22 protein-coding genes are annotated in these 18937 nt (G+C 41.8%); 4 read left to right on the forward strand and 18 right to left on the reverse strand.

Going from position 1 to position 18937, the window contains the following annotated elements:
* Positions 1-72: 72 nt before the first annotated feature.
* The 8 genes from ccsB to AB5N96_RS00455 form a co-directional block, all read right to left on the reverse strand.
* Positions 73-1257: a c-type cytochrome biogenesis protein CcsB gene (gene ccsB, locus AB5N96_RS00420; RefSeq protein ID WP_499704382.1), complete on the reverse strand. Its 1185-nt coding sequence runs from the start codon at positions 1255-1257 to the stop codon at positions 73-75.
* Positions 1254-2912 carry a cytochrome c biogenesis protein ResB gene (gene resB, locus AB5N96_RS00425; protein ID WP_499704383.1) on the reverse strand — a complete coding sequence of 553 codons (1659 nt, stop codon included), beginning with the start codon at positions 2910-2912 and terminating at the stop codon, positions 1254-1256. Before resB ends, ccsB begins: the two co-directional genes overlap by 4 nt.
* Before the next feature lie 12 nt (positions 2913-2924).
* On the reverse strand, positions 2925-3461 hold the full coding sequence (gene resA, locus AB5N96_RS00430; RefSeq protein WP_204589126.1) for a thiol-disulfide oxidoreductase ResA: 537 nt from the start codon (positions 3459-3461) through the stop codon (positions 2925-2927).
* A gap of 140 nt (positions 3462-3601) precedes the next feature.
* Positions 3602-4339: a pseudouridine synthase gene (locus AB5N96_RS00435; protein WP_499704384.1), complete on the reverse strand. Its 738-nt coding sequence runs from the start codon at positions 4337-4339 to the stop codon at positions 3602-3604.
* Between the two features lie 53 nt (positions 4340-4392).
* Positions 4393-4536 carry a hypothetical protein gene (locus AB5N96_RS00440; RefSeq protein ID WP_499704385.1) on the reverse strand — a complete coding sequence of 48 codons (144 nt, stop codon included), beginning with the start codon at positions 4534-4536 and terminating at the stop codon, positions 4393-4395.
* 19 nt (positions 4537-4555) lie between these two features.
* Positions 4556-4900 (reverse strand): serine hydrolase, encoded by a 345-nt coding sequence (locus AB5N96_RS00445; RefSeq protein ID WP_204589124.1) that lies wholly within the window; start codon positions 4898-4900, stop codon positions 4556-4558.
* A gap of 88 nt (positions 4901-4988) precedes the next feature.
* Positions 4989-5588 (reverse strand): SMC-Scp complex subunit ScpB, encoded by a 600-nt coding sequence (gene scpB / locus AB5N96_RS00450; RefSeq protein WP_499704386.1) that lies wholly within the window; start codon positions 5586-5588, stop codon positions 4989-4991.
* A complete protein-coding gene (locus AB5N96_RS00455; RefSeq protein WP_499704387.1) occupies positions 5530-6333 on the reverse strand; it encodes a segregation and condensation protein A in 804 nt (267 codons plus the stop codon). The genes scpB and AB5N96_RS00455 overlap by 59 nt, the downstream gene beginning before the upstream one ends.
* A gap of 53 nt (positions 6334-6386) precedes the next feature.
* On the opposite strand from AB5N96_RS00455, the gene AB5N96_RS00460 reads away from it, so the two are divergent.
* Positions 6387-6881, forward strand: a complete 495-nt coding sequence (locus tag AB5N96_RS00460; protein ID WP_392456373.1) for a DUF309 domain-containing protein — start codon at positions 6387-6389, stop codon at positions 6879-6881.
* A gap of 460 nt (positions 6882-7341) precedes the next feature.
* On the opposite strand, the gene lysA is transcribed toward AB5N96_RS00460, so the two are convergent.
* The 7 genes from lysA to AB5N96_RS00495 all read right to left on the reverse strand — a co-directional run bounded on the left by lysA (position 7342) and on the right by AB5N96_RS00495 (position 14266).
* Positions 7342-8664: a diaminopimelate decarboxylase gene (gene lysA / locus AB5N96_RS00465; RefSeq protein WP_499704388.1), complete on the reverse strand. Its 1323-nt coding sequence runs from the start codon at positions 8662-8664 to the stop codon at positions 7342-7344.
* A 72-nt stretch (positions 8665-8736) separates the two neighbouring features.
* A complete protein-coding gene (locus AB5N96_RS00470; protein ID WP_392456369.1) occupies positions 8737-8868 on the reverse strand; it encodes a sigma factor-like helix-turn-helix DNA-binding protein in 132 nt (43 codons plus the stop codon).
* 194 nt (positions 8869-9062) lie between these two features.
* On the reverse strand, positions 9063-10367 hold the full coding sequence (locus AB5N96_RS00475; RefSeq protein WP_204589119.1) for a pyrimidine-nucleoside phosphorylase: 1305 nt from the start codon (positions 10365-10367) through the stop codon (positions 9063-9065).
* A gap of 14 nt (positions 10368-10381) precedes the next feature.
* Positions 10382-11563: a phosphopentomutase gene (gene deoB, locus AB5N96_RS00480; RefSeq protein ID WP_392456366.1), complete on the reverse strand. Its 1182-nt coding sequence runs from the start codon at positions 11561-11563 to the stop codon at positions 10382-10384.
* Positions 11564-11641: 78 nt separating this feature from the next.
* Complete coding sequence (gene xerD, locus AB5N96_RS00485; protein WP_392456715.1) at positions 11642-12541, reverse strand: site-specific tyrosine recombinase XerD; 900 nt, start codon at positions 12539-12541, stop codon at positions 11642-11644.
* Positions 12542-12986: 445 nt separating this feature from the next.
* A complete protein-coding gene (gene fur / locus AB5N96_RS00490) occupies positions 12987-13427 on the reverse strand; it encodes a ferric iron uptake transcriptional regulator (RefSeq protein ID WP_204589117.1) in 441 nt (146 codons plus the stop codon).
* 296 nt (positions 13428-13723) lie between these two features.
* Positions 13724-14266, reverse strand: coding sequence for an NUDIX hydrolase (locus AB5N96_RS00495; RefSeq protein WP_392456363.1), 543 nt, complete (start codon positions 14264-14266; stop codon positions 13724-13726).
* Positions 14267-14332: 66 nt separating this feature from the next.
* Between AB5N96_RS00495 and AB5N96_RS00500 the strand changes: the two genes are divergently transcribed.
* On the forward strand, positions 14333-15235 hold the full coding sequence (locus tag AB5N96_RS00500; protein ID WP_499704389.1) for an aldo/keto reductase: 903 nt from the start codon (positions 14333-14335) through the stop codon (positions 15233-15235).
* 16 nt (positions 15236-15251) lie between these two features.
* Here the strand turns inward: AB5N96_RS00500 and AB5N96_RS00505 are convergent, their stop codons facing one another.
* Complete coding sequence (locus tag AB5N96_RS00505) at positions 15252-15506, reverse strand: YqkE family protein (protein ID WP_499704390.1); 255 nt, start codon at positions 15504-15506, stop codon at positions 15252-15254.
* 3 nt (positions 15507-15509) lie between these two features.
* A complete protein-coding gene (locus AB5N96_RS00510; protein ID WP_499704391.1) occupies positions 15510-16697 on the reverse strand; it encodes an acetyl-CoA C-acetyltransferase in 1188 nt (395 codons plus the stop codon).
* Between the two features lie 74 nt (positions 16698-16771).
* Here AB5N96_RS00510 and AB5N96_RS00515 point away from each other — a divergent pair, with 74 nt between their 5' ends.
* Positions 16772-17629, forward strand: coding sequence for a hydroxymethylglutaryl-CoA lyase (locus AB5N96_RS00515; protein ID WP_499704392.1), 858 nt, complete (start codon positions 16772-16774; stop codon positions 17627-17629).
* Positions 17630-17676: 47 nt separating this feature from the next.
* Positions 17677-18621, forward strand: a complete 945-nt coding sequence (locus tag AB5N96_RS00520; protein WP_392456354.1) for an alpha/beta hydrolase — start codon at positions 17677-17679, stop codon at positions 18619-18621.
* 8 nt (positions 18622-18629) lie between these two features.
* On the opposite strand, the gene AB5N96_RS00525 is transcribed toward AB5N96_RS00520, so the two are convergent.
* Positions 18630-18866, reverse strand: coding sequence for a YneF family protein (locus AB5N96_RS00525; RefSeq protein ID WP_094941717.1), 237 nt, complete (start codon positions 18864-18866; stop codon positions 18630-18632).
* Positions 18867-18937 lie beyond the last annotated feature (71 nt).

Genomic DNA, 18937 nt, shown 5'->3' on the forward strand with positions numbered 1-18937 from the left:
ATATTGTACATGACGACGTTCGGAAAGAAAACTTTATGAAAAAAGCTGCCACTTATGTGACAGCTTGTTGTGTTACGCGTAACTGTGAAGTCCAGCTATAATCAAGTTTACTACAATCAAGTTGAACATGATGATGATAAACCCAATCAGAGCAAGCCATGCACTCTTCTCACCTTGCCAACCTTTTGTTAAACGTAAGTGCAAGTAGACTGCGTAGAACAGGAAGGTAATAAGAGCCCAAACTTCTTTTGGATCCCATCCCCAGAAACGACCCCACGCCTCGTGTGCCCAGATCATCGCAAAAATCAATGCTCCAAGACTAAATATCGGGAATCCGATCAGTATAGAGCGATACCCAATTTCATCTAATAATTGTGAGTTCGTGCGCTTCGTGAATGGTTGAACCACTTCCGCAAGTCTGCGGCGGAAGACGAGACGCATCAACCCATACAAGATGGTACCAAAAATAACGGACCAAACGACTGTCGTCAGTTTATTCCCATTTACAAGCGCAGGAACGTTTATGAGTGGCTCCATAGCGCCTTCTGTAATAGCTTGAGATTCATTCATCCCAAACAGGGCAGGTTTTTTATATTCAATAACACTTTCGTTTCCTTCAGCATTTACATACGAATATTGCACCGGCTCATATGTTAAGGAGAAGACAGTAGTTGAAACGATAAAACCGATTGTTACGACAAGTACATACATTACTGCTTCGATCCAAAAACGTTGTTTTGATTTCTTAGTCATGTCGATATTTTTTAATAGCCAGATTAAACCGGCCACGGCACTAATTGCAAGAATCGCTTCACCTAAAGCCGCTGTAATAACGTGAATCGTCAGCCAGTGACTCTGTAAAGCAGGAATCAAAGGAGATACATCTGTTGGGAACATACTTGCGTACCCAATGATGATAACTGCGACTGGTAATGCAAATAGACCTAGAGCAGCAATACGATACATCGAATAGATCAGAATAAATGCTCCGACAATCATCATTCCGAATGCTGCAGTAAATTCGAATAAATTACTTACAGGTGCATGACCTGCTGCAATCCAACGTGTAATAAAGTAAACAAGATTCGCTATAAATCCGATTACCGTAATCGTTATACCGTAGAAACCCCATCGCTTATTGTAAGCTGATTTTTCTTTGGATGCAGATTTCACTGCACCTCCAAAGAAGATAGTTCCTAACAGGTAAGCCACGAACGCCAGATAAAGTGCCGCACTACTAATTTCAACTAAACTCATGACTTCTCGTCCCCTTCATCAAAGTCCATATCCGCTTCTGGGTCTTGTTGATCCACCGGACGTGGGATTTGAGTATCTTTCGTAACTATGTGCAAATCTTTCTTCACAGAGTTCCAGTTTTTATTTGTGTGCCCTGCTACATAGACTACACCATCTTCAGTCTGTTGTAACCAAATACGTCGATGATTCCAGTAGGATCCTTGAACAACACCAATCATAAAGATAATTCCACCCACCATTAGAATAGGGAGTGTGAGATCTTTCCGAACGGTTAAACCTGAAATATCACGTGTTTCGGCAGATTGAAACGCTATCTTGTATTCATTTTCACCAAATGGCTCAATCGTCTCACGAATTAATACAAAACTCGTTTCAGGCTGAGGATTGTCTGGTGTGAACATACGAATTAAAAATGCAGGATTGTTAGGTATTGGTGATTTAGATTGAGGCTCACCATCTTCAAATCCAGTAAAGTCCGCATAATAGTTTACCAGCTCAACTCGGTAACCGTCTCCTAAATCGTAATCAGATTCTGGATTCACTAAATCGATTGTAAATTGCTCACCAAATGCTTCTTCTGTTTCTTTATCTTGCAGTTGGAATGTCATGGATCGCAACTCATCTAAGCGGAAGTCCATTTGATAAATATTATACGACTCGAATTTAAACGGTTTGTTTACAATCGTAGGTCCTTCAGTAATCTTTGTTAATTCACCAGGATCACCAGTAATTTCTTCATTTTCACCACGATACAAAGTTAAATTTGTTTGGTAATTTGAAGCTATTGTGCCTACACGCTCGATTGCATCGGAGAATACTTCGTTCGAGTCAGTTGGATCATAGACATCAAACTCAAAGCTATTATTTTCTAAGTAATATCCAGGAGCTCCTGGAACTGCTAATGTTTCACCTTCACGGAGCCACATCGTTTCATCTACATACCAACCAGGTATCGCTCGAAACATAACTCCTCCAAGGAAGATGATAAGTCCTAAATGATTAACATAGGGACCCCATCTGGAGAAACGGCCTTTTTCAGCTAAAAGCGCACCATTTTCACGACGCACAGTATACTTCAGCTCTTTCAGCTTTTTCTCAGCATCTGTTAAAACATCTTCTTGAACACCTTCAGCTTTTGTGAATAGTCTTTGGCGTTGTAAAAATGAAAGATGTCGTCTAACTTTTTGCTTTTTCAAAGACTTATAAAGTGGAATGACTCGGTCCAAACTCGCAATAATTAAAGAGATTCCAAGCAATCCAATTAACCCTTGGAACCACCATGAGCTATATAAATCCGATAGCCCTAAATCATTGTAAATTTTTCCAAATGTGCCATAGACTCTCTCATAATAGGCCGCTGCTTGAGTAGCATTATTTGCAGGTATATAAAATACTTGAGGTAAAATCGTACCAATTGCAGCAGCAACCAAGATTGCCACTATAATCCACATACCTACCTTTACGCTAGAGAAGAAGTTCCATACTTTATCGATAATTGTTTTATTATACGTTTGTGATCGTCGAGCCGATCCTTCGTAACGCATATCCGCCAGTGGTTTATTGCGTGCCTCTTCTGTTAATGGGCGACCGCAACTCTCACATAATTGTGTACCTTCTGGATTGATATGGCCACATTTACATTCAAGCGTTTTCATTTCCCTAACTCCTTAAAGTGGCTTAATTTCTTCCATAAAGTTTGCCACATCTTGTTCCGTCATCTCACCCTGAATAATTCGGACAATTTCTCCATCTGGATTCACAAGGAATGTTGTGGGAAGTGGTCCAATATTATAAAGATCCATGACGTTTTTCTTTCGGTCGATAACGACTGGGAATGTCATGCCATATTGTTTTGTATAACTATTTACTTTAAAGTCGGATTCTGCAATATTTACTGCAATCGTCTGTACACCTTGATCTTTGTTCAATTGATAGTGTTTGTCGATGTACGGCATTTCTTTCGCACATGGTTTGCACCATGTTCCCCAGAAATTCAAAAATACGCCTTGTCCTTCATAATCCGAAAGCCTTTGAACGTTTCCTTCCATATCAACAAGTTGGAAGTCTGGTGCTTGATCTCCAACCGCTAGAACGGCATTTTTTTCTTTCGTGACATTCACATAAATGGTTCCGATGATTGCAACAACCAACACAGTTAAAATGGCAGTCCGAATGTAAAATCGCGTCTTTTTTGACTGAGCCATTTGCTGATGCCTCCTTTATACATAATTCTCTGGAATTCGTGCTACAGATTAGTATAACAAATATTTTAGGTCTCACAGTTTTCAGTTATGAAGGCTTTGTGAACGACAAGAAAAGTCTATACGAATATAGACTTTTCTTGTTAGATATGACCGACTTTTCCAGTATCCGCAAGCACGCGCATCTGCTTCACTTCATGCGTTGTAAGCTTCCGGTACTCACCTGCGTTGAGACCGTGTAATGTTAATAGTCCGAACTTCTCACGTTTTAACTTTTGAACAGGGTGACCGATTGCTTCGAACATACGACGCACTTGTCGATTTTTCCCTTCATGAATTGTAATTTCAACGATAGCTTTATCTTGTTTTTTATCTTCTGATAAGATCTTCACTTTTGCTGGAGCAGTTTTTCCATCCTCAAGCTGAATTCCTTTTTGCAATTGCTTAATTTTTTCACGGAAAGGAATTCCTTTCACACGCGCAACATACGTCTTATCGACTTTAAACTTCGGATGGGTTAATGCATAGGAGAAATCTCCATCGTTTGTCAAAAGAATCAAACCAGATGTATCGTAATCTAAACGACCTACTGGGAAAATACGTTTGTCTTCAAATTCGATAATATCAACGACTGTTTTGCGTCCTTTGTCATCTGTTGCAGCTGAGATTACTCCGCGAGGTTTGTATAGGAGATAGTAGACTTTCGTTTCCTTCTCAAGAACGACACCTTCTACCTCTACTTCGTCTGAGCTTGAAACTTTTGTTCCAAGCTCTTTCACTCGAACCCCATTCACTTTGACTTTTCCTTCTAAAATTAATTGTTCGGCTTTTCTACGAGATGCAATTCCTGCATTTGCTATTACTTTTTGTAAACGTTCCATTCTAAACCCTCATTCCATAGTATAAGTGATGGGAAATCGAAGGGAATCACTTTTTAATTTGATTTCCCACTCACCAGTTGTTTGTCCTTTTTTAAATAGACACTATTCGTTAGTTTTTCATCTTTTCTCTTCAAGAAAGCATAGGGCTCTTGAATCGATATCTTAATTCCATCTTGAGCACTATAGTCGCCATCCATAACAACCCTCTCAACTTCATTAAACACGCGAGTCTTCAAACTTCGATAACTCGACAAATGCTTCTTCGCTTCCCGCTACGTGTTCCGCTACTGCAACAGCAGCGTCATTTCCTGATTGTAACATAGTCGCATAAAGTAAGCTCTCTAATCTCCATACGTCGCCTTTCTTTAAGTATACGGAGGAGCCTTCTTGATTACTAGCATTTCGACTGATACGCACTTGCTCATCCGGTGTACTCTCTTGGAGCGCCACGTAGACTGTCGTTATTTTGGTGATTGAAGCAGGAGGCATCTTTACAGCTGCTTCTTGCTCGGCTAGTATTCGTCCTGATTCTGCATCGACCACTGCGAACGACGCTTGCACAGTTGCCGGACTACTTATGAAAATCCAAATAAAAAAACAGCAGGACCATATGCGCAGTCCCACTGAACACTTTTGTCTTACCAAACCTTCATCCCTTCTCTGTCGAGTTCAAATCAAATTGCTCTTGGAACTTTGATAAAAAGAGGTCTGTTTCATCTTCAAGTTCATTCGACTCTGGAAGTGGAGGCAAGTCGCTCAAGTTTTGCAGTCCGAAAACTTGCATGAATTCAGGTGTTGTTCCATATAATATGGCCCGACCCGTTCCTTCAGCTCTCCCTACTTCTTTGATCAATACGCGGGATACTAGTGTTTGCACCGCACTATCTGATTTCACACCACGAATTTCATCTATTTCAACACGTGTGATAGGTTGGTTATAAGCGACGATCGCAAGCACTTCCATCGCAGCTTGAGACAAAGATGTAGAGTGTGTTGTATCTACCATACGTTGAATGACTTCTGCATTTTGCCTTTTCGTAACAAATTGATAGTTGGAAGCGAGTATAACCAATTCGATTCCACGCGCTTCATCTTGTTTATAGTTCTCCATCATAGCATCTAAGTGAAACTTCACTTCATCTGCAGAATGCTCTGTAAATTTCAGTAAACTAGCAAAACTTAGTCCTTCATCACCTGCTATGAACAACAGGCTCTCGAGCTGACTCATCAAACTCTGATTCAATTTCACTTTCATGCACTTCCTTAACTAACTCTATTTCAAGGTTTTTAAAATTTTCGATTTGATGAACGAGCACTAGTTGCCGCTTCATCAACTCTAATACCGATAGAAATGTCGCTACTAATACGGAGCGCTCATTTGTATCGAACAATTCTTCAAATACCATCTTCCCATGAGCTGCTTGAAGCTTTGAGACAACTTCTTGCATTTGCGCTTTAATCGAAATCTCAGTTTTAGCGATACGTGTCGATAACGGTGCTTGCAGTTCTTTTCGTTTTAGCATTTTTTGAAAAGCACCTAGCAAATCATACGCTTCGTATTGTTGTTCTAGAACTTCAGCCACTTCGATTTCTTGTGTTTCAAAAACTGCTGGCAGTTTTGAAAAGTGTTGGCTGTGCGTTTGTTCACGTTCTTTCAGTTCTTGGGCTGCTTCCTTGAATCGTTTGTATTCAAGTAGTCTCGTCACGAGGTCATCCCGTGGATCATAGTCATCATATTCAGAATCTAAATCGAGGTCTACTGTCACAACAGGCAACAACATTTTACTTTTAATACTTAATAGCGTAGCCGCCATAACCAAGTATTCGCTAGCTTCATTTAGCTCCAGCACTTGCATGGCATGTACATGTTCCATATACTGAGAGGTAATCTCAGTCATTTTTATATCATAAATATCAATCTCTAATCGATTAATTAAATGGAGTAAAAGATCCAATGGACCTTCAAACGCCTCAACTTTTACTTCGTATGCCATCTACTCACCCTTTATTGCACAATGATTCTTATTATACCGGATGTGATGACACAATGCACCTTATGAAAAGACCTGAAATGGAAGAGTTTTTGTATCATTTTTATGTAACGAAAGACTATTTTGAATGCCATGAGATCGGCGAGGAGTTATGGAAAGAGGTCGCACCGCGGGAGAAGTCCCATTTTTTAGTGGGGTTTGTGTTGCTGGCGACGGGACTCTACCACTGGCGACGTGCAAATTTCGATGGGGCTTTGAGAAGTTTAGAAAAATCTTTGAAGCTACTTGTAACTAATAGAATTCTTTTAGAGGATTATTTAGATTTTGAAAAGCTTGATACATTGTTTTTGGAATTGATTCGAGAGGTAGCTAATCATTCTCCTTATGAATCAATCCAGTTACCTATTCGCGATATGGAGTTAAAAGCAAAGATTGCGTCGTTTCCTCCAGCGCTTCACGTAGGAGACGAGATCATTCATAGACACTCGACACGCGACCGCTCAGACGTCATCTTAGCTCGACAACAGGCTTTGTTGAAACGGCGGAAATAAAGTGGAAAGTCCCCTCACTCGAACAAAGGTTCAAGTGAGGGGACTTGTTTTTAAATCAGTCACCTTTAAGAAAGCTAGTCGGTATCAAACTGAGCGAACGTTCATCGGATGAATACGTAATTTATTCTGCACTAATCAGGATTTCTTCTACCGAAACTGATTTTTCTTCTACACTAAACGTGATTTATTCTACCGAAGTCATATTATGGAAACTAATACAAAACTCAGACCTGATTTCCTCGGAGTTTCTTGAGTTGCGCCTCCTAGAAATCCCGCAAAATGCCATCGCGGGCTATGAAGCAAAGAGCGCTTCACAGCCCACGCTGTCATTTCGCACAATTTCTGACCAGTCGGCTCCACATCTAAACTGTCGGCGCTATAAATATCCAGTACACGACTCCCCAGCCTAGTCCCATTACCAACAACAATACAAACAGCACTATGTTTCGATTTTTTAGCTTCACTGTCCTTCGACCTCCCCATAAAGAGACAAGTCGTTCCGTACTAAATCTTCAAGTGACTCACGTTTTATGACGAGGCGCGCCTTTCCGTTCTCCACAAAGACTACTGCTGGTCGTGTCAATCGGTTGTAGTTGCTCGCCATCGCATATCCATATGCTCCTGTTGAGAAGATTGCAAGAATGTCTCCTGCTTCTACTTCTGGCAACGTGATATCTTCGATCAATTTATCACCTGATTCACAGCACTTTCCGGCTACCGTCACCAGCTGAGTTGCATCCGCGTTCATGCGATTGGCTACACGCGCATCGTAACGGGCCTGATAGAGAGCTGGCCGAATATTATCAGACATTCCCCCATCAACAGCAATGTAATGACGAACATCCGGGACAGTCTTTTGGCTGCCAATTGTATAAAGAGTTGTTCCTGCATCCCCGACGAGAGAACGTCCAGGTTCAATCCAAATCTCAGGCATCTGATAAGCGGATTCCGACGAGAGGCGACTGATAGCTTTAATCATTTCTTCTACATATTTTTCAGGCGCAAGTGGGGCATCTTCTTCTGTATACCGGATACCGAAACCTCCGCCGAGATTGAGAACCGTACACGAATAATTTTGTGATTCACTCCAGTTTTGCATCTTTGTCAATAGTTTTTCTGCTGCAGCAACAAAACCTTGTGTTTCGAAAATCTGAGACCCAATGTGACAATGAAGCCCTAATAAGTTGACGTATGGATGATGTGCAACCGCCTCAAATGCATCGTCTGCTTGTCCGTTATTTAAATCAAATCCAAACTTCGAGTCTTGTTGACCTGTCGTGATGTAATCGTGGGTATGGGCTTCAATCCCTGGCGTTACACGGAGTAAAATCGAAATCTCTTGCTTTCGTTCTTCAGCTAGCTGCTTCACTAACTCGATTTCGTAGAAATTGTCGACTACAATACAACCAATTTCTGCGTCAAATGCCATGACCAACTCTTCCATACTTTTGTTGTTGCCGTGGAAATGAATTTTTGACGCGGGGAACTTGGCGTGAAGTGCTGTATATAGTTCTCCAGCTGACACTACATCTAGTGAAAGCCCCTCTTCTTTCATTACTTCATAGATTGCAATAGATGAAAATGCTTTTGAAGCATAAGCGACTTGTGCCTTTACATTATGTTTTTCAAACGTCTCTTTAAACTTACGCGCACGTTCACGGACTAGTTCAATATTATAGACGACAACAGGTGTACCATATTGTCTTGCTAATGCTGTGGCATCCAGCCCAGCAATCGTTAAATGACCTTGTTCATTTGTTGGATAGTTCAGTGTTTGGTTCATGCGAATCCCTCACGTTCCCTGGATTTTTACTACACACACTTTACCACACTGAAGTTCCGCTTTCAATGCGCATCATAGTCTATTCGCTGGAATCCAACCTCTTAGCCGCTCTAATATTCGCTTCTCCATTCGTGAAACTTGCACTTGAGAAACACCTAATCTATTCGCGACTTCAGTTTGCGTATAATCTGAGTAAAAGCGCATACGAATTAGTTTCTCCTTGTAGACGAACGATTAACGTTTGATCTCCGACTTTTTCAATAGTTGATAACATGAACATTCCTCCTTGTTTTCTGTGAATTTCGCAACGGAGTTCTTCTATTCCTGCTAGTCGACAAAACTAGAAAAAAGAACAAAAAAAAGACGCGAATCGATAAATCGATTCACGCCTTGTGGCTTTATTTTGTAATGATTTTATAAATCAGTGGTGGTGCATCTGTAGCTTGATCTGAGATTGTGATGTTCTCTAGGAACTTCGTTTTTGCATCTTCAATGTCCTCGCTATTTGCATAAAACGTTGCAAGTGCTTCGCCTTCAGATACAGTATCTCCAACTTTTTTATGAAGCATAATTCCAACTGCTAAATCGATTTCCGATTCTTTCGTTGCACGACCTGCACCAAGAATCATTGCTGCTGTCCCAATCTCATCTGCTTCCATAAAACTAATCGTTCCTGATTTTGGAGCCAAAATATCAATTTTATGTGCAGCTTGTGGAAGAAGTTTTGGATTGTCGACTACTGCTGGGTTTCCACCTTGCCACTTAATAAAATCTTTGAAGATTTGAAGTGCAGAACCATCTGCAATAACAGCTTCTAGCATTTTACGAGCTTCATCAAGAGTTTCTGCTTTTCCACCCACAACGACCATCTGGCTTCCAAGTACTAGACATAGCTCTGTAAGGTCTTCTGGGCCCTTACCAGACAATGTATCAATTGCTTCTTCGACTTCAAGCGCATTACCGATTGCACGGCCAAGCGGTTGACTCATATCCGAGATGATTGCCATTGTATTCCGGCCTACATTGTTCCCAATACGGACCATGGCTGTTGCCAGCGCTTCTGCATCTTCAATCGTCTTCATGAATGCGCCTTCTCCAGCTTTTACATCTAGTACAATTGCATCTGCACCAGCAGCGATTTTTTTACTCATAATCGAACTTGCAATCAGTGGGATGCTGCTCACTGTCGCTGTAACGTCACGAAGTGCATAGAGCTTTTTATCTGCAGGTGTCAAGTTCCCGCTTTGCCCGATGACGGCTAATTTCAACTCATTGACTTGTTTTGTGAATTGCTCACTTGTTAACTCCACATGGAATCCTTCGATTGCTTCTAACTTATCGATTGTTCCTCCTGTATGCCCAAGACCGCGTCCACTCATTTTTGCAACAGGTACACCGACAGCAGCTACAAGGGGACCAAGCACTAGAGTCGTTGTATCGCCAACGCCACCTGTGCTGTGCTTGTCAACTTTGATTCCTTCGATTGCGGAAAGGTCAATTTGATCTCCTGATTCGACCATCGCCATCGTTAAGAAAGCACGCTCTTGGTCGTTCATATCTTCAAAGTATATCGCCATAAGCAATGAACTCATCTGATAGTCAGGAATTGTTCCATTCGTATAACCTTCTACAAAAAAGCGGATTTCTTGTTCTGTCAATTCATGACCATCACGCTTTTTTTCAATAATATCGATCATTCTCATAGTCTTACCTCTCCTTAAACCAATTCAGATGAGAAGCTAGTTCCAAATGAAGTGGGGTTTGTTTTAAATAGATCTGTCAAAGTAGCACCAATGTCAGCAAACGTCTCACGTAGTGGCAATTCTTTTCCGCCTTCAAAGCGTTTTGAATAGACTAGAAGCGGTACAAATTCACGTGTATGGTCTGTTCCAGGCATTGTTGGGTCATTTCCGTGATCAGCTGTGATAATCAGTAAATCGTCTTCAGCTAATTTTTCAAGCGTTTCTGTCAAACGCGCATCAAATGCCTCAAGTGCAGATGCGTATCCTTTAGGGTCACGGCGGTGTCCATAAAGTGCATCAAAGTCAACCAAGTTCAAGAAGCTGATTCCTGTGAAATCACGGCCAAGAACTTCATGAAGTTTGTCCATTCCGTCCATGTTGTCTTTTGAACGAACGGCTTCCGTGATTCCTTCGCTATTGTAAATATCATCAATCTTTCCGATAGCAATCACATCTAGACCGTTATCTTTTAATTCATTTAAAGCAGTGCGACCGAATGGTTTCAGTGCATAATCATGACGATTTGTTGTGCGCTGGAAGTTGCCAGGCTCGCCGATAAATGGACGAGCTATGATGCGTCCGACTAAAAATTCTTCAGAAAGTGTTAATTCACGTGCAATTTCACAGATGCGGTACAACTCATCTAGTGGAATGATTTCTTCGTGAGCCGCGATTTGAAGCACAGGGTCAGCAGATGTGTACACAATAATTGCTCCAGTTTCCATGTGCTCTTTCCCAAGTTCGTCTAAAATTTCTGTTCCACTTGCAGGTTTGTTCCCAAGTACTTTGCGGCCTGTCTTTTCTTCAAGTTGCGTAATCAACTCTTGTGGGAATCCGTTTGGATACACTTTAAATGGTTGATCTACGTGAAGGCCCATGATCTCCCAGTGACCTGTCATCGTGTCTTTTCCAACAGATGCTTCTTGCATTTTTCCGTAATGTGCGAGTGGTTGTGAGACCGCTTCCACACCAGGAATCGTTTCGATGTTCCCTAGGCCTAACTTTTGAAGGTTTGGAAGGTGAAGTCCTCCTACTGCTTCTGCTGTATGAACGAGTGTATTCGACCCTTCATCACCAAAAGCTTTTGCGTCTGGAGCTTCTCCAATTCCGACTGAATCCATTACGATAACATGTGCTCGTTTGAATGAATATGACATCAAAATCCCTCACTTTATATGGTATACGGTAATAGTAGCATCTTTTATGGAAAAAATACACGTCAGACCTCTTACAAATTATGCACGTGGATGAAATTCATTGTAGACCTCTTTTAATCGCTTCTTGCCGATGTGCGTGTAAATCTGAGTTGTCGAAATGTCTGAGTGCCCAAGCATCTCCTGAACGGCGCGTAAATCTGCACCATTCTCAATCAAATGTGTCGCAAATGTATGACGTAACAAATGAGGCGTTATTTCTTTAGTCAGTCCCGCACGTTGCGCATGTTGTTTCAGCAGTTTCGCAATCCCTTGTCTTGTCAGTCGCTTTCCAGCTTGATTGATGAAAAGTGCCTTCTCATCTCCTCCTGGCTTGAATAATCTACCCCTTGCTGATTCTAGGTAACGTGTGATAAGTCGAATCGATGTTTGATTAAGTGGGATGATTCGTTCTTTATGTCCTTTCCCTGTAACTCGGACAAACCCCATCGATAACTGAACGTCCTCTTGATCAAGTTGCGTGCACTCGGATATTCGCATTCCTGTCGCGTACAACAATTCGATGAGGGCATAATCACGCATCCCTTGTGGCTTTTCTTTTGAAATGGCACCGGTGAGCTGATCGACTTCATCAATCGTTAGGAACTTTGGCAACACGCTGTCAAACTGGGGATGTTCGATTTGATAGGACGGATCATGATCAGTTACGCGCTCTCTTAGTAAAAATTGATGAAATGAGCGAAGTGCTGCGACTTTGCGTGCTATTGTACGCGCAGATTTCCCTTCTAGCTTTTGGCTACGCAAGTGGTGTGAAATGTCTTCTTTTGAAACGTTTTGGAATGATGTGATGTTCAGGTGCTCGAGTTGCTGTATGTAAGCGGATAGGTCTGTACGGTAGGCAACAAGAGTATTGTCCGAAACTTGTTTTTCTATCCTTAAAAAATGTAGGTAATCTTCAAGTGCTTCTTTCAAGACATTCACCTTTTTCATAGTAGGATTAGTGATTTTTAGTGGTTGATGCGGGTAATTAGTTTCCATACTATCATTACGGGCGCTAATTCGACTTTTACGGGCGTTAAAGGAGTCAATTGGGTCGCCAAATGAGCAGTTACGGGCGTTAATTGGCTTCACATGGTCCTTGAAGCGCATTGTCCAAAGATCTGATTTCGTAAGGTCTTACTAGTAAGATTTTGTGACTTTAACAATCGACAAGAGGAGGTAGTGAGTTCCTTTTTTCGACTCTGAATGAAATCAAGTTCCGAACGCCAGAAACACACTCCGGAATCTGTCGCACCCGTAAATGCTGAAAAGCGCCTTCACGGCCACGCCAGATTTCCTCGGAGTTTCTAGAGTGGCATTCTACACATCTAGTAATAAAAAAAGGATAGCACAAGTAGGCTATCCTCTTCGACTTTGACGTCATTGATTATTTTGAATGGCAGCGATGACAAATACCATGGAACGTCAAGCGATGATCTTTAATTTGAAAATTAAAGCGCGACTCCACGATTTGTTCGACATCTCCTAATAAATCTTCTTGAATTTCATCTACGGCTCCACACTCCATACATACTAAATGATGATGGAAATGAGCAGCGCCCTCTTGTCGTAAATCATAACGGGAAACTCCGTCTCCGAATTGGATTTTGTCGACGACATTTAATTCATTGAGAAGCTCGAGCGTCCGGTAAACTGTTGCAAGTCCGATATCTTTAGACTTGTCTCGTACCAATAAGAAAACGTCCTCTGCACTTAAATGTGCTTCTTCATTCTCAAGTAGAACACGTACAGTTGATTCTCGTTGCGGCGTCAGTTTATAGCCGGCGCCGGACAATTGTTTTTTGATTCGATCGATTCGGCCTTCCATACGACGCCTCCTAACATGAGACTAGTATACCAAATGACATTTTCAAGTGACAAGTGTAACTTCTTAGAATGCTTATTTTTTTATAATTATTCTAATTAAAAAGTAGCCACTGCGAACTGCCATGCCCGATTAGAACGGCTACAGTCAATAGACGCCAACCAATTGCTCACGAGTAAAAGAGAAGGCAGAAAAACAGCTACCTAAACTTGAGACTACAAACATCGTCAACCACTGGAGCAGCACATGCTGCATACACTCCCCCCTCTTGAGACAATGTATGCATCGTGCATGAAAAACTAGAACCTATGGAGTCGCCACCACTGAATCGCAAAAGCAGTCTTGGCATCGTATATCTTCTCATCTTGAATCCATTTTTCTGCTTCCGCAAGAGAACATTCATGAATCTCCACAAACTCATCTTCATCAAGTTGGCGATTTTCTGTAACTTTCTTTAATCCTTGTGCTACATAAATATGGATGATTTCATCTGCGAAACCGGGTGAGGTCGCAAAACTTTGAACAAAATGCAGGTCGGACGCTGTATAGCCTGTTTCTTCCTCAAGCTCTCGAAACGCAGTTTCCTTCGGATCTTCTCCTTGCTCGATTTTCCCTGCTGGAATTTCAACGAGTGTTCGTTCAAGGGCTTTGCGGTACTGCTCGACCAAAACAATTTTGTGGTCTTGGGTAATGGCAATGACCGCCACCGCACCTGGATGTTTTACGAGCTCTCGCTTCGATGGTTTACCATTCGGTAGCACAACATCGTCAACAGATAAAGAAATCACACGACCGGAATAAATCGGTGTCGTGTTTGTCGTTTTTTCTTCAAAGTTTGTCATCGTCTCGCTCCTGTTCTTTGTATAATTTCTACTCTCATTGTACCATTATGGAAAGGAGGAGAGCAGATGAAACATGTACAACTTGGAAATAGTTCACTTTCACTATCTGAATTATCTCTTGGAGGGATGACCCTTCCAAAAGATCAGGCGTCAACTGATAAAATCATTCATACTGCACTTGATGCAGGTATTAATTGGATTGATACAGCAGACTTGTATGAACAAGGAGCGAACGAAGAACGTATAGGAAAAAGTATAGTTGGAAGACGATCAGATGTTTTACTTTCTACAAAAGTCGGAAATCGATTTGAAGAAGGAAAAGAAGGCTGGACTTGGGATCCTAATCCAAAATGGATTGAAGAAGCAATTCACCACTCTCTAAAACGGTTGAACACGGATGTGATCGATTTGTATCAACTTCACGGGGGAACAAAAGAAGATGACTGGGACGCTATCATCGAAACATTTGAGAAACTCCAAGATAAGGGTTTGATTCGCCATTACGGGATTTCATCAATCCGACCAAATGTGATTTATCCGTACTTTGAAAAGTCACGCGCTGTCAGTGTGATGATGCAATATTCCGGTTTAGATCGACGACCGGAAAGTGTATTTCCATTTTTGGAACAACACGAAATCGGAGTACTTGTCCGGGGTGGCCAAGCTAAGGGTCTTTTAACAGATGCCGCACTCGAAAAGTTAGAAAAAATCTCTTCATTTGGGAGTAATACAGAAGAGGATCTTCCTACTATTGTTAAACAGTTGGCCCATGATATTCCAAACTTAGGTGCTGTAAGCCTGCACCATATTTTGAAGCAATCAGCAGTTAGTTCTGTTGTTATCGGAACGAGTAAGCTCAATCAGTTGCAAGACACATTAAAAAATTATTATCATTCTGTTACAGATGATGAAATTGCAACATACGTGGCGCTCACAAAGCCTGAGAAATACAAAGAGCATGTCGACTGATCGACATGCTCTTTTTTTAAAACTTTGACCCTTTATCGCCGTACTGCTCTAGAAGTTCTTCAAAGCTCATATTCTTTTCACGTTGTTTCTTCTCAAACAATTTACGTGCATGCTCTTCTTCTTCTTTCTTCTTTTGTTCTACTGACAGAGCCGTCTTAGCCGCTTGAAGCTTTGAGAAAACATCTTCTGAAAGTTGGTCTTTTAATGTGAGAGAATCATCTTGCTTCTCAACTTGACGGTGATTTTGAGTATGCTTTTTCTTCTTTTTCACGTATTACTCACCTCGGGAAACGATGGTTGCTACGCCTTGTCCTCCACCGATACATAATGTTGCAAGACCAGTCTTCGCATCACGCTTTTTCATCTCATGAAGAAGTGTGACAAATATACGTGTCCCACTGGCACCGATTGGGTGACCAAGAGCAATAGCGCCACCGTTTACATTCAATTTTTCTGCATCAAATTTCAATTCGCGATCTACAGCAAGCGCTTGTGCTGCGAAGGCTTCATTTGCTTCGACTAAATCCATGTCTGCAACTGTCAATCCAGACTTCTTCATTACTTTCGCAACCGCTTCTACTGGTCCAATACCCATGATAGATGGGTCAACACCTGCTGATGCGTTCGCCACAACCATTGCTAAAATTGGCACGCCTAACTCAAGTGCTTTTTCTTTGGACATCACCACTACAGCAGCTGCCCCGTCATTAATACCTGAAGCATTTCCTGCCGTGACAGAGCCGTCTTTTTTGAATGCCGGACGAAGTTTGCCAAGTTTTTCTGCAGTCGATCCATGTTTCGGGTATTCATCTACATTGAATACGATTGGGTCCCCTTTGCGTTGTGGAATTTCTACTGCCACGATTTCTTCTTCGAACTTTCCTGCTTCAATTGCAGCAGTCGCACGTTGTTGTGAGCGCGCTGCAAATTCGTCTTGTTCTTCACGAGTTAACCCGTAGTTTGCACAAAGGTTTTCTGCTGTAACACCCATATGATAGTCGTTAAATGCACACCATAGACCGTCTGAAATCATACTATCGACTGCTTGTTGGTTCCCCATGCGATAACCGTCTCGAGCACCCATTAACAGGTATGGCGCTTGGCTCATGTTTTCCATTCCGCCTGCTACAACAATTTCTGCATCCCCAGCTTTAATAGCTTGCGTCGCTAAATGAATTGTTTTCAAACCCGATCCACACACTTTATTGATAGTCATGGCTGGCACTTGTTGCGGAAGGCCCGCTAAAATCGAGGCTTGACGTGCGGGGTTTTGTCCAAGTCCTGCTTGAAGCACATTCCCCATAATCACTTCATCCACTTGGTCTTTTGAGATTCCCGCACGTGTTAGTGCCTCTTCAATAACGAGTGCCCCTAGCTTTGTAGCCGGCACATCTTTCAATGCTCCTAGGAAAGAGCCAATTGCTGTTCGGACAGCGCTTACAATTACAACTTCAGTAGACATCCCAATTCCTCCTTGTCATCCCTTGCGACCTGTCCCCACTTATGCGTAAACTACTAGTAAGGGGGATTGGTACCATGATTAGTTTACCAAATAAAGTGACAATTATCGAGGTCGGGCCACGGGATGGCTTACAAAATGAGAAGAAAAATGTAGCAACGGAGCACAAACTGAGGTATATAAAAGGGCTTCAAAAAGCAGGGGTCAAAGAAATGGAACTTACTTCATTTGTATCGCCAAAATGGGTTCCACAAATGGCCGATGCGGCTGATATAATGGCATCCGTTGAAAAGATCGGGCGCCAATTCGTGTTGACGCCAAATGCACGAGGAATGGAAAATGCAATAGCCGCTGGCGCAGAGTATGTGGCAGTTTTTGTCGGGGTTTCCTCGACGTTTAATCAGAAAAATATAAATAAAACTACTGATCAAGCCGTTGAACAGTTAGCGGAACCGATTCAACAGTTGCTTTCAAAGGGAATCTTTGTACGCGCTTGTATTTCGACTGCCTTTTATTGCCCTTATGAAGGAAAACAGGCCATTGAAGATGTCATACATCTGTGTCGCACTTTTGTGGAAATGGGCGTTCAAGAATTAAGCGTCGCTGATACGATCGGTAAGGCATCGCCACTTGAGAGCTATACCCTGTTCTCATTACTCAAAGACCAATTTCCAAACACACTGATTACTGCCCATTTTCATGACACAGAAAAAATGGCGCTTGCTAATATATTTGCTGCCATGCAAGCAGGTGTGGACCGGTTTGATAGTTCTGCCGGTGGGTTAGGTGGGTGTCCATTTGCTCCAGGAGCGACCGGTAATGTAGCGACGGAGCAAGTCGTGCATATGCTGCACAGAATGTCGATCGAAACAGGTATTGATGAGAACGTGTTACAACAAACAATTAAAGAAATCCGACCGTATGTGTCAATGTAAGCAGTTGTGGGTACAGTGAGATATAACGAATAGCGGAGATGATGGAGATGAAAAAGAGGGTCATCATTTGGACAAGTCTTGTCACGAGTCTCATCACGGCATTAACAACATTGATTGGATTTGTAGCGACAAATCGACTGATGTATATCAAACAAAAAGAACCGGATTTTGTATTAAACCGGGAGATTTCAGAAAAACGATTAGATCAATCTTGGTATGATGCCATAAAGAAAGAAGAAGTCTGGATTGAAAGTAAAAATGGGTATCAATTAAAATCGATCTTTATTCGACCGCATGATACGAAGAATTACGTGATCATATGCCACGGTGTCACCGAGAACAAAGTCAATTCATTGCGCTTTGTGCGTATGTTCGAACGTCTTGGATACAACAGTGTCATTTACGATCATAGGCGTCATGGTGATTCGGGAGGTAAGACGACAAGTTTTGGACATTATGAAAAAATGGATTTAGAAGCTGTTGTGGATGCGCTACGCGATCGCGTAGGTGAAGGTGGTGTCATCGGCATTCACGGAGAATCAATGGGGGCTGCAACGACACTTTTATACGCCGGTTCCATTCGAGATGATGCGGATTTTTACATTTCAGACTGTGCATTTTCTGATTTTGAACGTCAAGTGCATCATGTTATGATGCAAACAACGCCGATTCGGTCGATGTTTACAGTTCGTGTCGCGAATCTTTTCATGAAACTACGTGAAGGCTACACATTCCGTCTCGTATCTCCAATTGACGTCGTCGATAAAATTGAAAAACCTGTACTTTTTATCCATTCTAGACCGGATGACTTCATTCTTCCGGAGATGACTCAAGAGCTGTATGACAAAAAAATTGGCGCAAAAGAACTCAAATTTTTCGATAAAGGCGCTCATGCTAAATCTTTCAATGAAAACCCTGAAGAGTATGAACAAACCGTGTTAGATTTCTTAGTGAAATACGACTTATATACAAACGAAAAGCAGCTCAATTGAGCTGCTTTTTACTTTTGTTTACCTGGTTTAGTTTGTACGCGGTTCATTTGCGCCATCATTTGTTTGACTTGCTTCTCAGATGGTTTGCGTCCCATTTGGGCCATCATCATGCGAAGCATTTGTTCATTGATCGGCGGATTATCTTTTAGATATTTCATCATATATTGACGTGCTGCAAAGAATCCTCCAACAAGACCGAGAATAAGAGCAACGATAATCAACGTAATCGCAAGTGCTAAGTTCATGTATGTCATCCTCCTTTGCTGGCTTATCGACGTGTCTCAGACACCATTCACTAGTATACTACATGTTTCCT

Source organism: Chryseomicrobium imtechense (genome assembly GCF_041475995.1).
Classification (GTDB): Bacteria; Bacillota; Bacilli; order Bacillales_A; family Planococcaceae; genus Chryseomicrobium; species Chryseomicrobium aureum.

What these genes read in the sequence shown, in the direction of transcription:
- lysA (WP_499704388.1), bottom strand. Translation starts at nt 8,664, where the DNA reads ATGAACCAAACACTGAACTATCCAACAAATGAACAAGGTCATTTAACG.
- ccsB (WP_499704382.1), bottom strand. Translation starts at nt 1,257, where the DNA reads ATGAGTTTAGTTGAAATTAGTAGTGCGGCACTTTATCTGGCGTTCGTG.
- resB (WP_499704383.1), bottom strand. Translation starts at nt 2,912, where the DNA reads ATGAAAACGCTTGAATGTAAATGTGGCCATATCAATCCAGAAGGTACA.
- AB5N96_RS00455 (WP_499704387.1), bottom strand. Translation starts at nt 6,333, where the DNA reads ATGGCATACGAAGTAAAAGTTGAGGCGTTTGAAGGTCCATTGGATCTT.
- AB5N96_RS00470 (WP_392456369.1), bottom strand. Translation starts at nt 8,868, where the DNA reads ATGCGCTTTTACTCAGATTATACGCAAACTGAAGTCGCGAATAGATTA.
- AB5N96_RS00440 (WP_499704385.1), bottom strand. Translation starts at nt 4,536, where the DNA reads ATGGATGGCGACTATAGTGCTCAAGATGGAATTAAGATATCGATTCAA.
- AB5N96_RS00520 (WP_392456354.1), top strand. Translation starts at nt 17,677, where the DNA reads ATGAAAAAGAGGGTCATCATTTGGACAAGTCTTGTCACGAGTCTCATC.
- AB5N96_RS00435 (WP_499704384.1), bottom strand. Translation starts at nt 4,339, where the DNA reads ATGGAACGTTTACAAAAAGTAATAGCAAATGCAGGAATTGCATCTCGT.
- AB5N96_RS00515 (WP_499704392.1), top strand. Translation starts at nt 16,772, where the DNA reads ATGATTAGTTTACCAAATAAAGTGACAATTATCGAGGTCGGGCCACGG.
- AB5N96_RS00495 (WP_392456363.1), bottom strand. Translation starts at nt 14,266, where the DNA reads ATGACAAACTTTGAAGAAAAAACGACAAACACGACACCGATTTATTCC.
- AB5N96_RS00525 (WP_094941717.1), bottom strand. Translation starts at nt 18,866, where the DNA reads ATGAACTTAGCACTTGCGATTACGTTGATTATCGTTGCTCTTATTCTC.
- resA (WP_204589126.1), bottom strand. Translation starts at nt 3,461, where the DNA reads ATGGCTCAGTCAAAAAAGACGCGATTTTACATTCGGACTGCCATTTTA.
- fur (WP_204589117.1), bottom strand. Translation starts at nt 13,427, where the DNA reads ATGGAAGGCCGAATCGATCGAATCAAAAAACAATTGTCCGGCGCCGGC.
- AB5N96_RS00475 (WP_204589119.1), bottom strand. Translation starts at nt 10,367, where the DNA reads ATGAGAATGATCGATATTATTGAAAAAAAGCGTGATGGTCATGAATTG.
- AB5N96_RS00500 (WP_499704389.1), top strand. Translation starts at nt 14,333, where the DNA reads ATGAAACATGTACAACTTGGAAATAGTTCACTTTCACTATCTGAATTA.
- deoB (WP_392456366.1), bottom strand. Translation starts at nt 11,563, where the DNA reads ATGTCATATTCATTCAAACGAGCACATGTTATCGTAATGGATTCAGTC.
- AB5N96_RS00510 (WP_499704391.1), bottom strand. Translation starts at nt 16,697, where the DNA reads ATGTCTACTGAAGTTGTAATTGTAAGCGCTGTCCGAACAGCAATTGGC.
- AB5N96_RS00460 (WP_392456373.1), top strand. Translation starts at nt 6,387, where the DNA reads ATGCACCTTATGAAAAGACCTGAAATGGAAGAGTTTTTGTATCATTTT.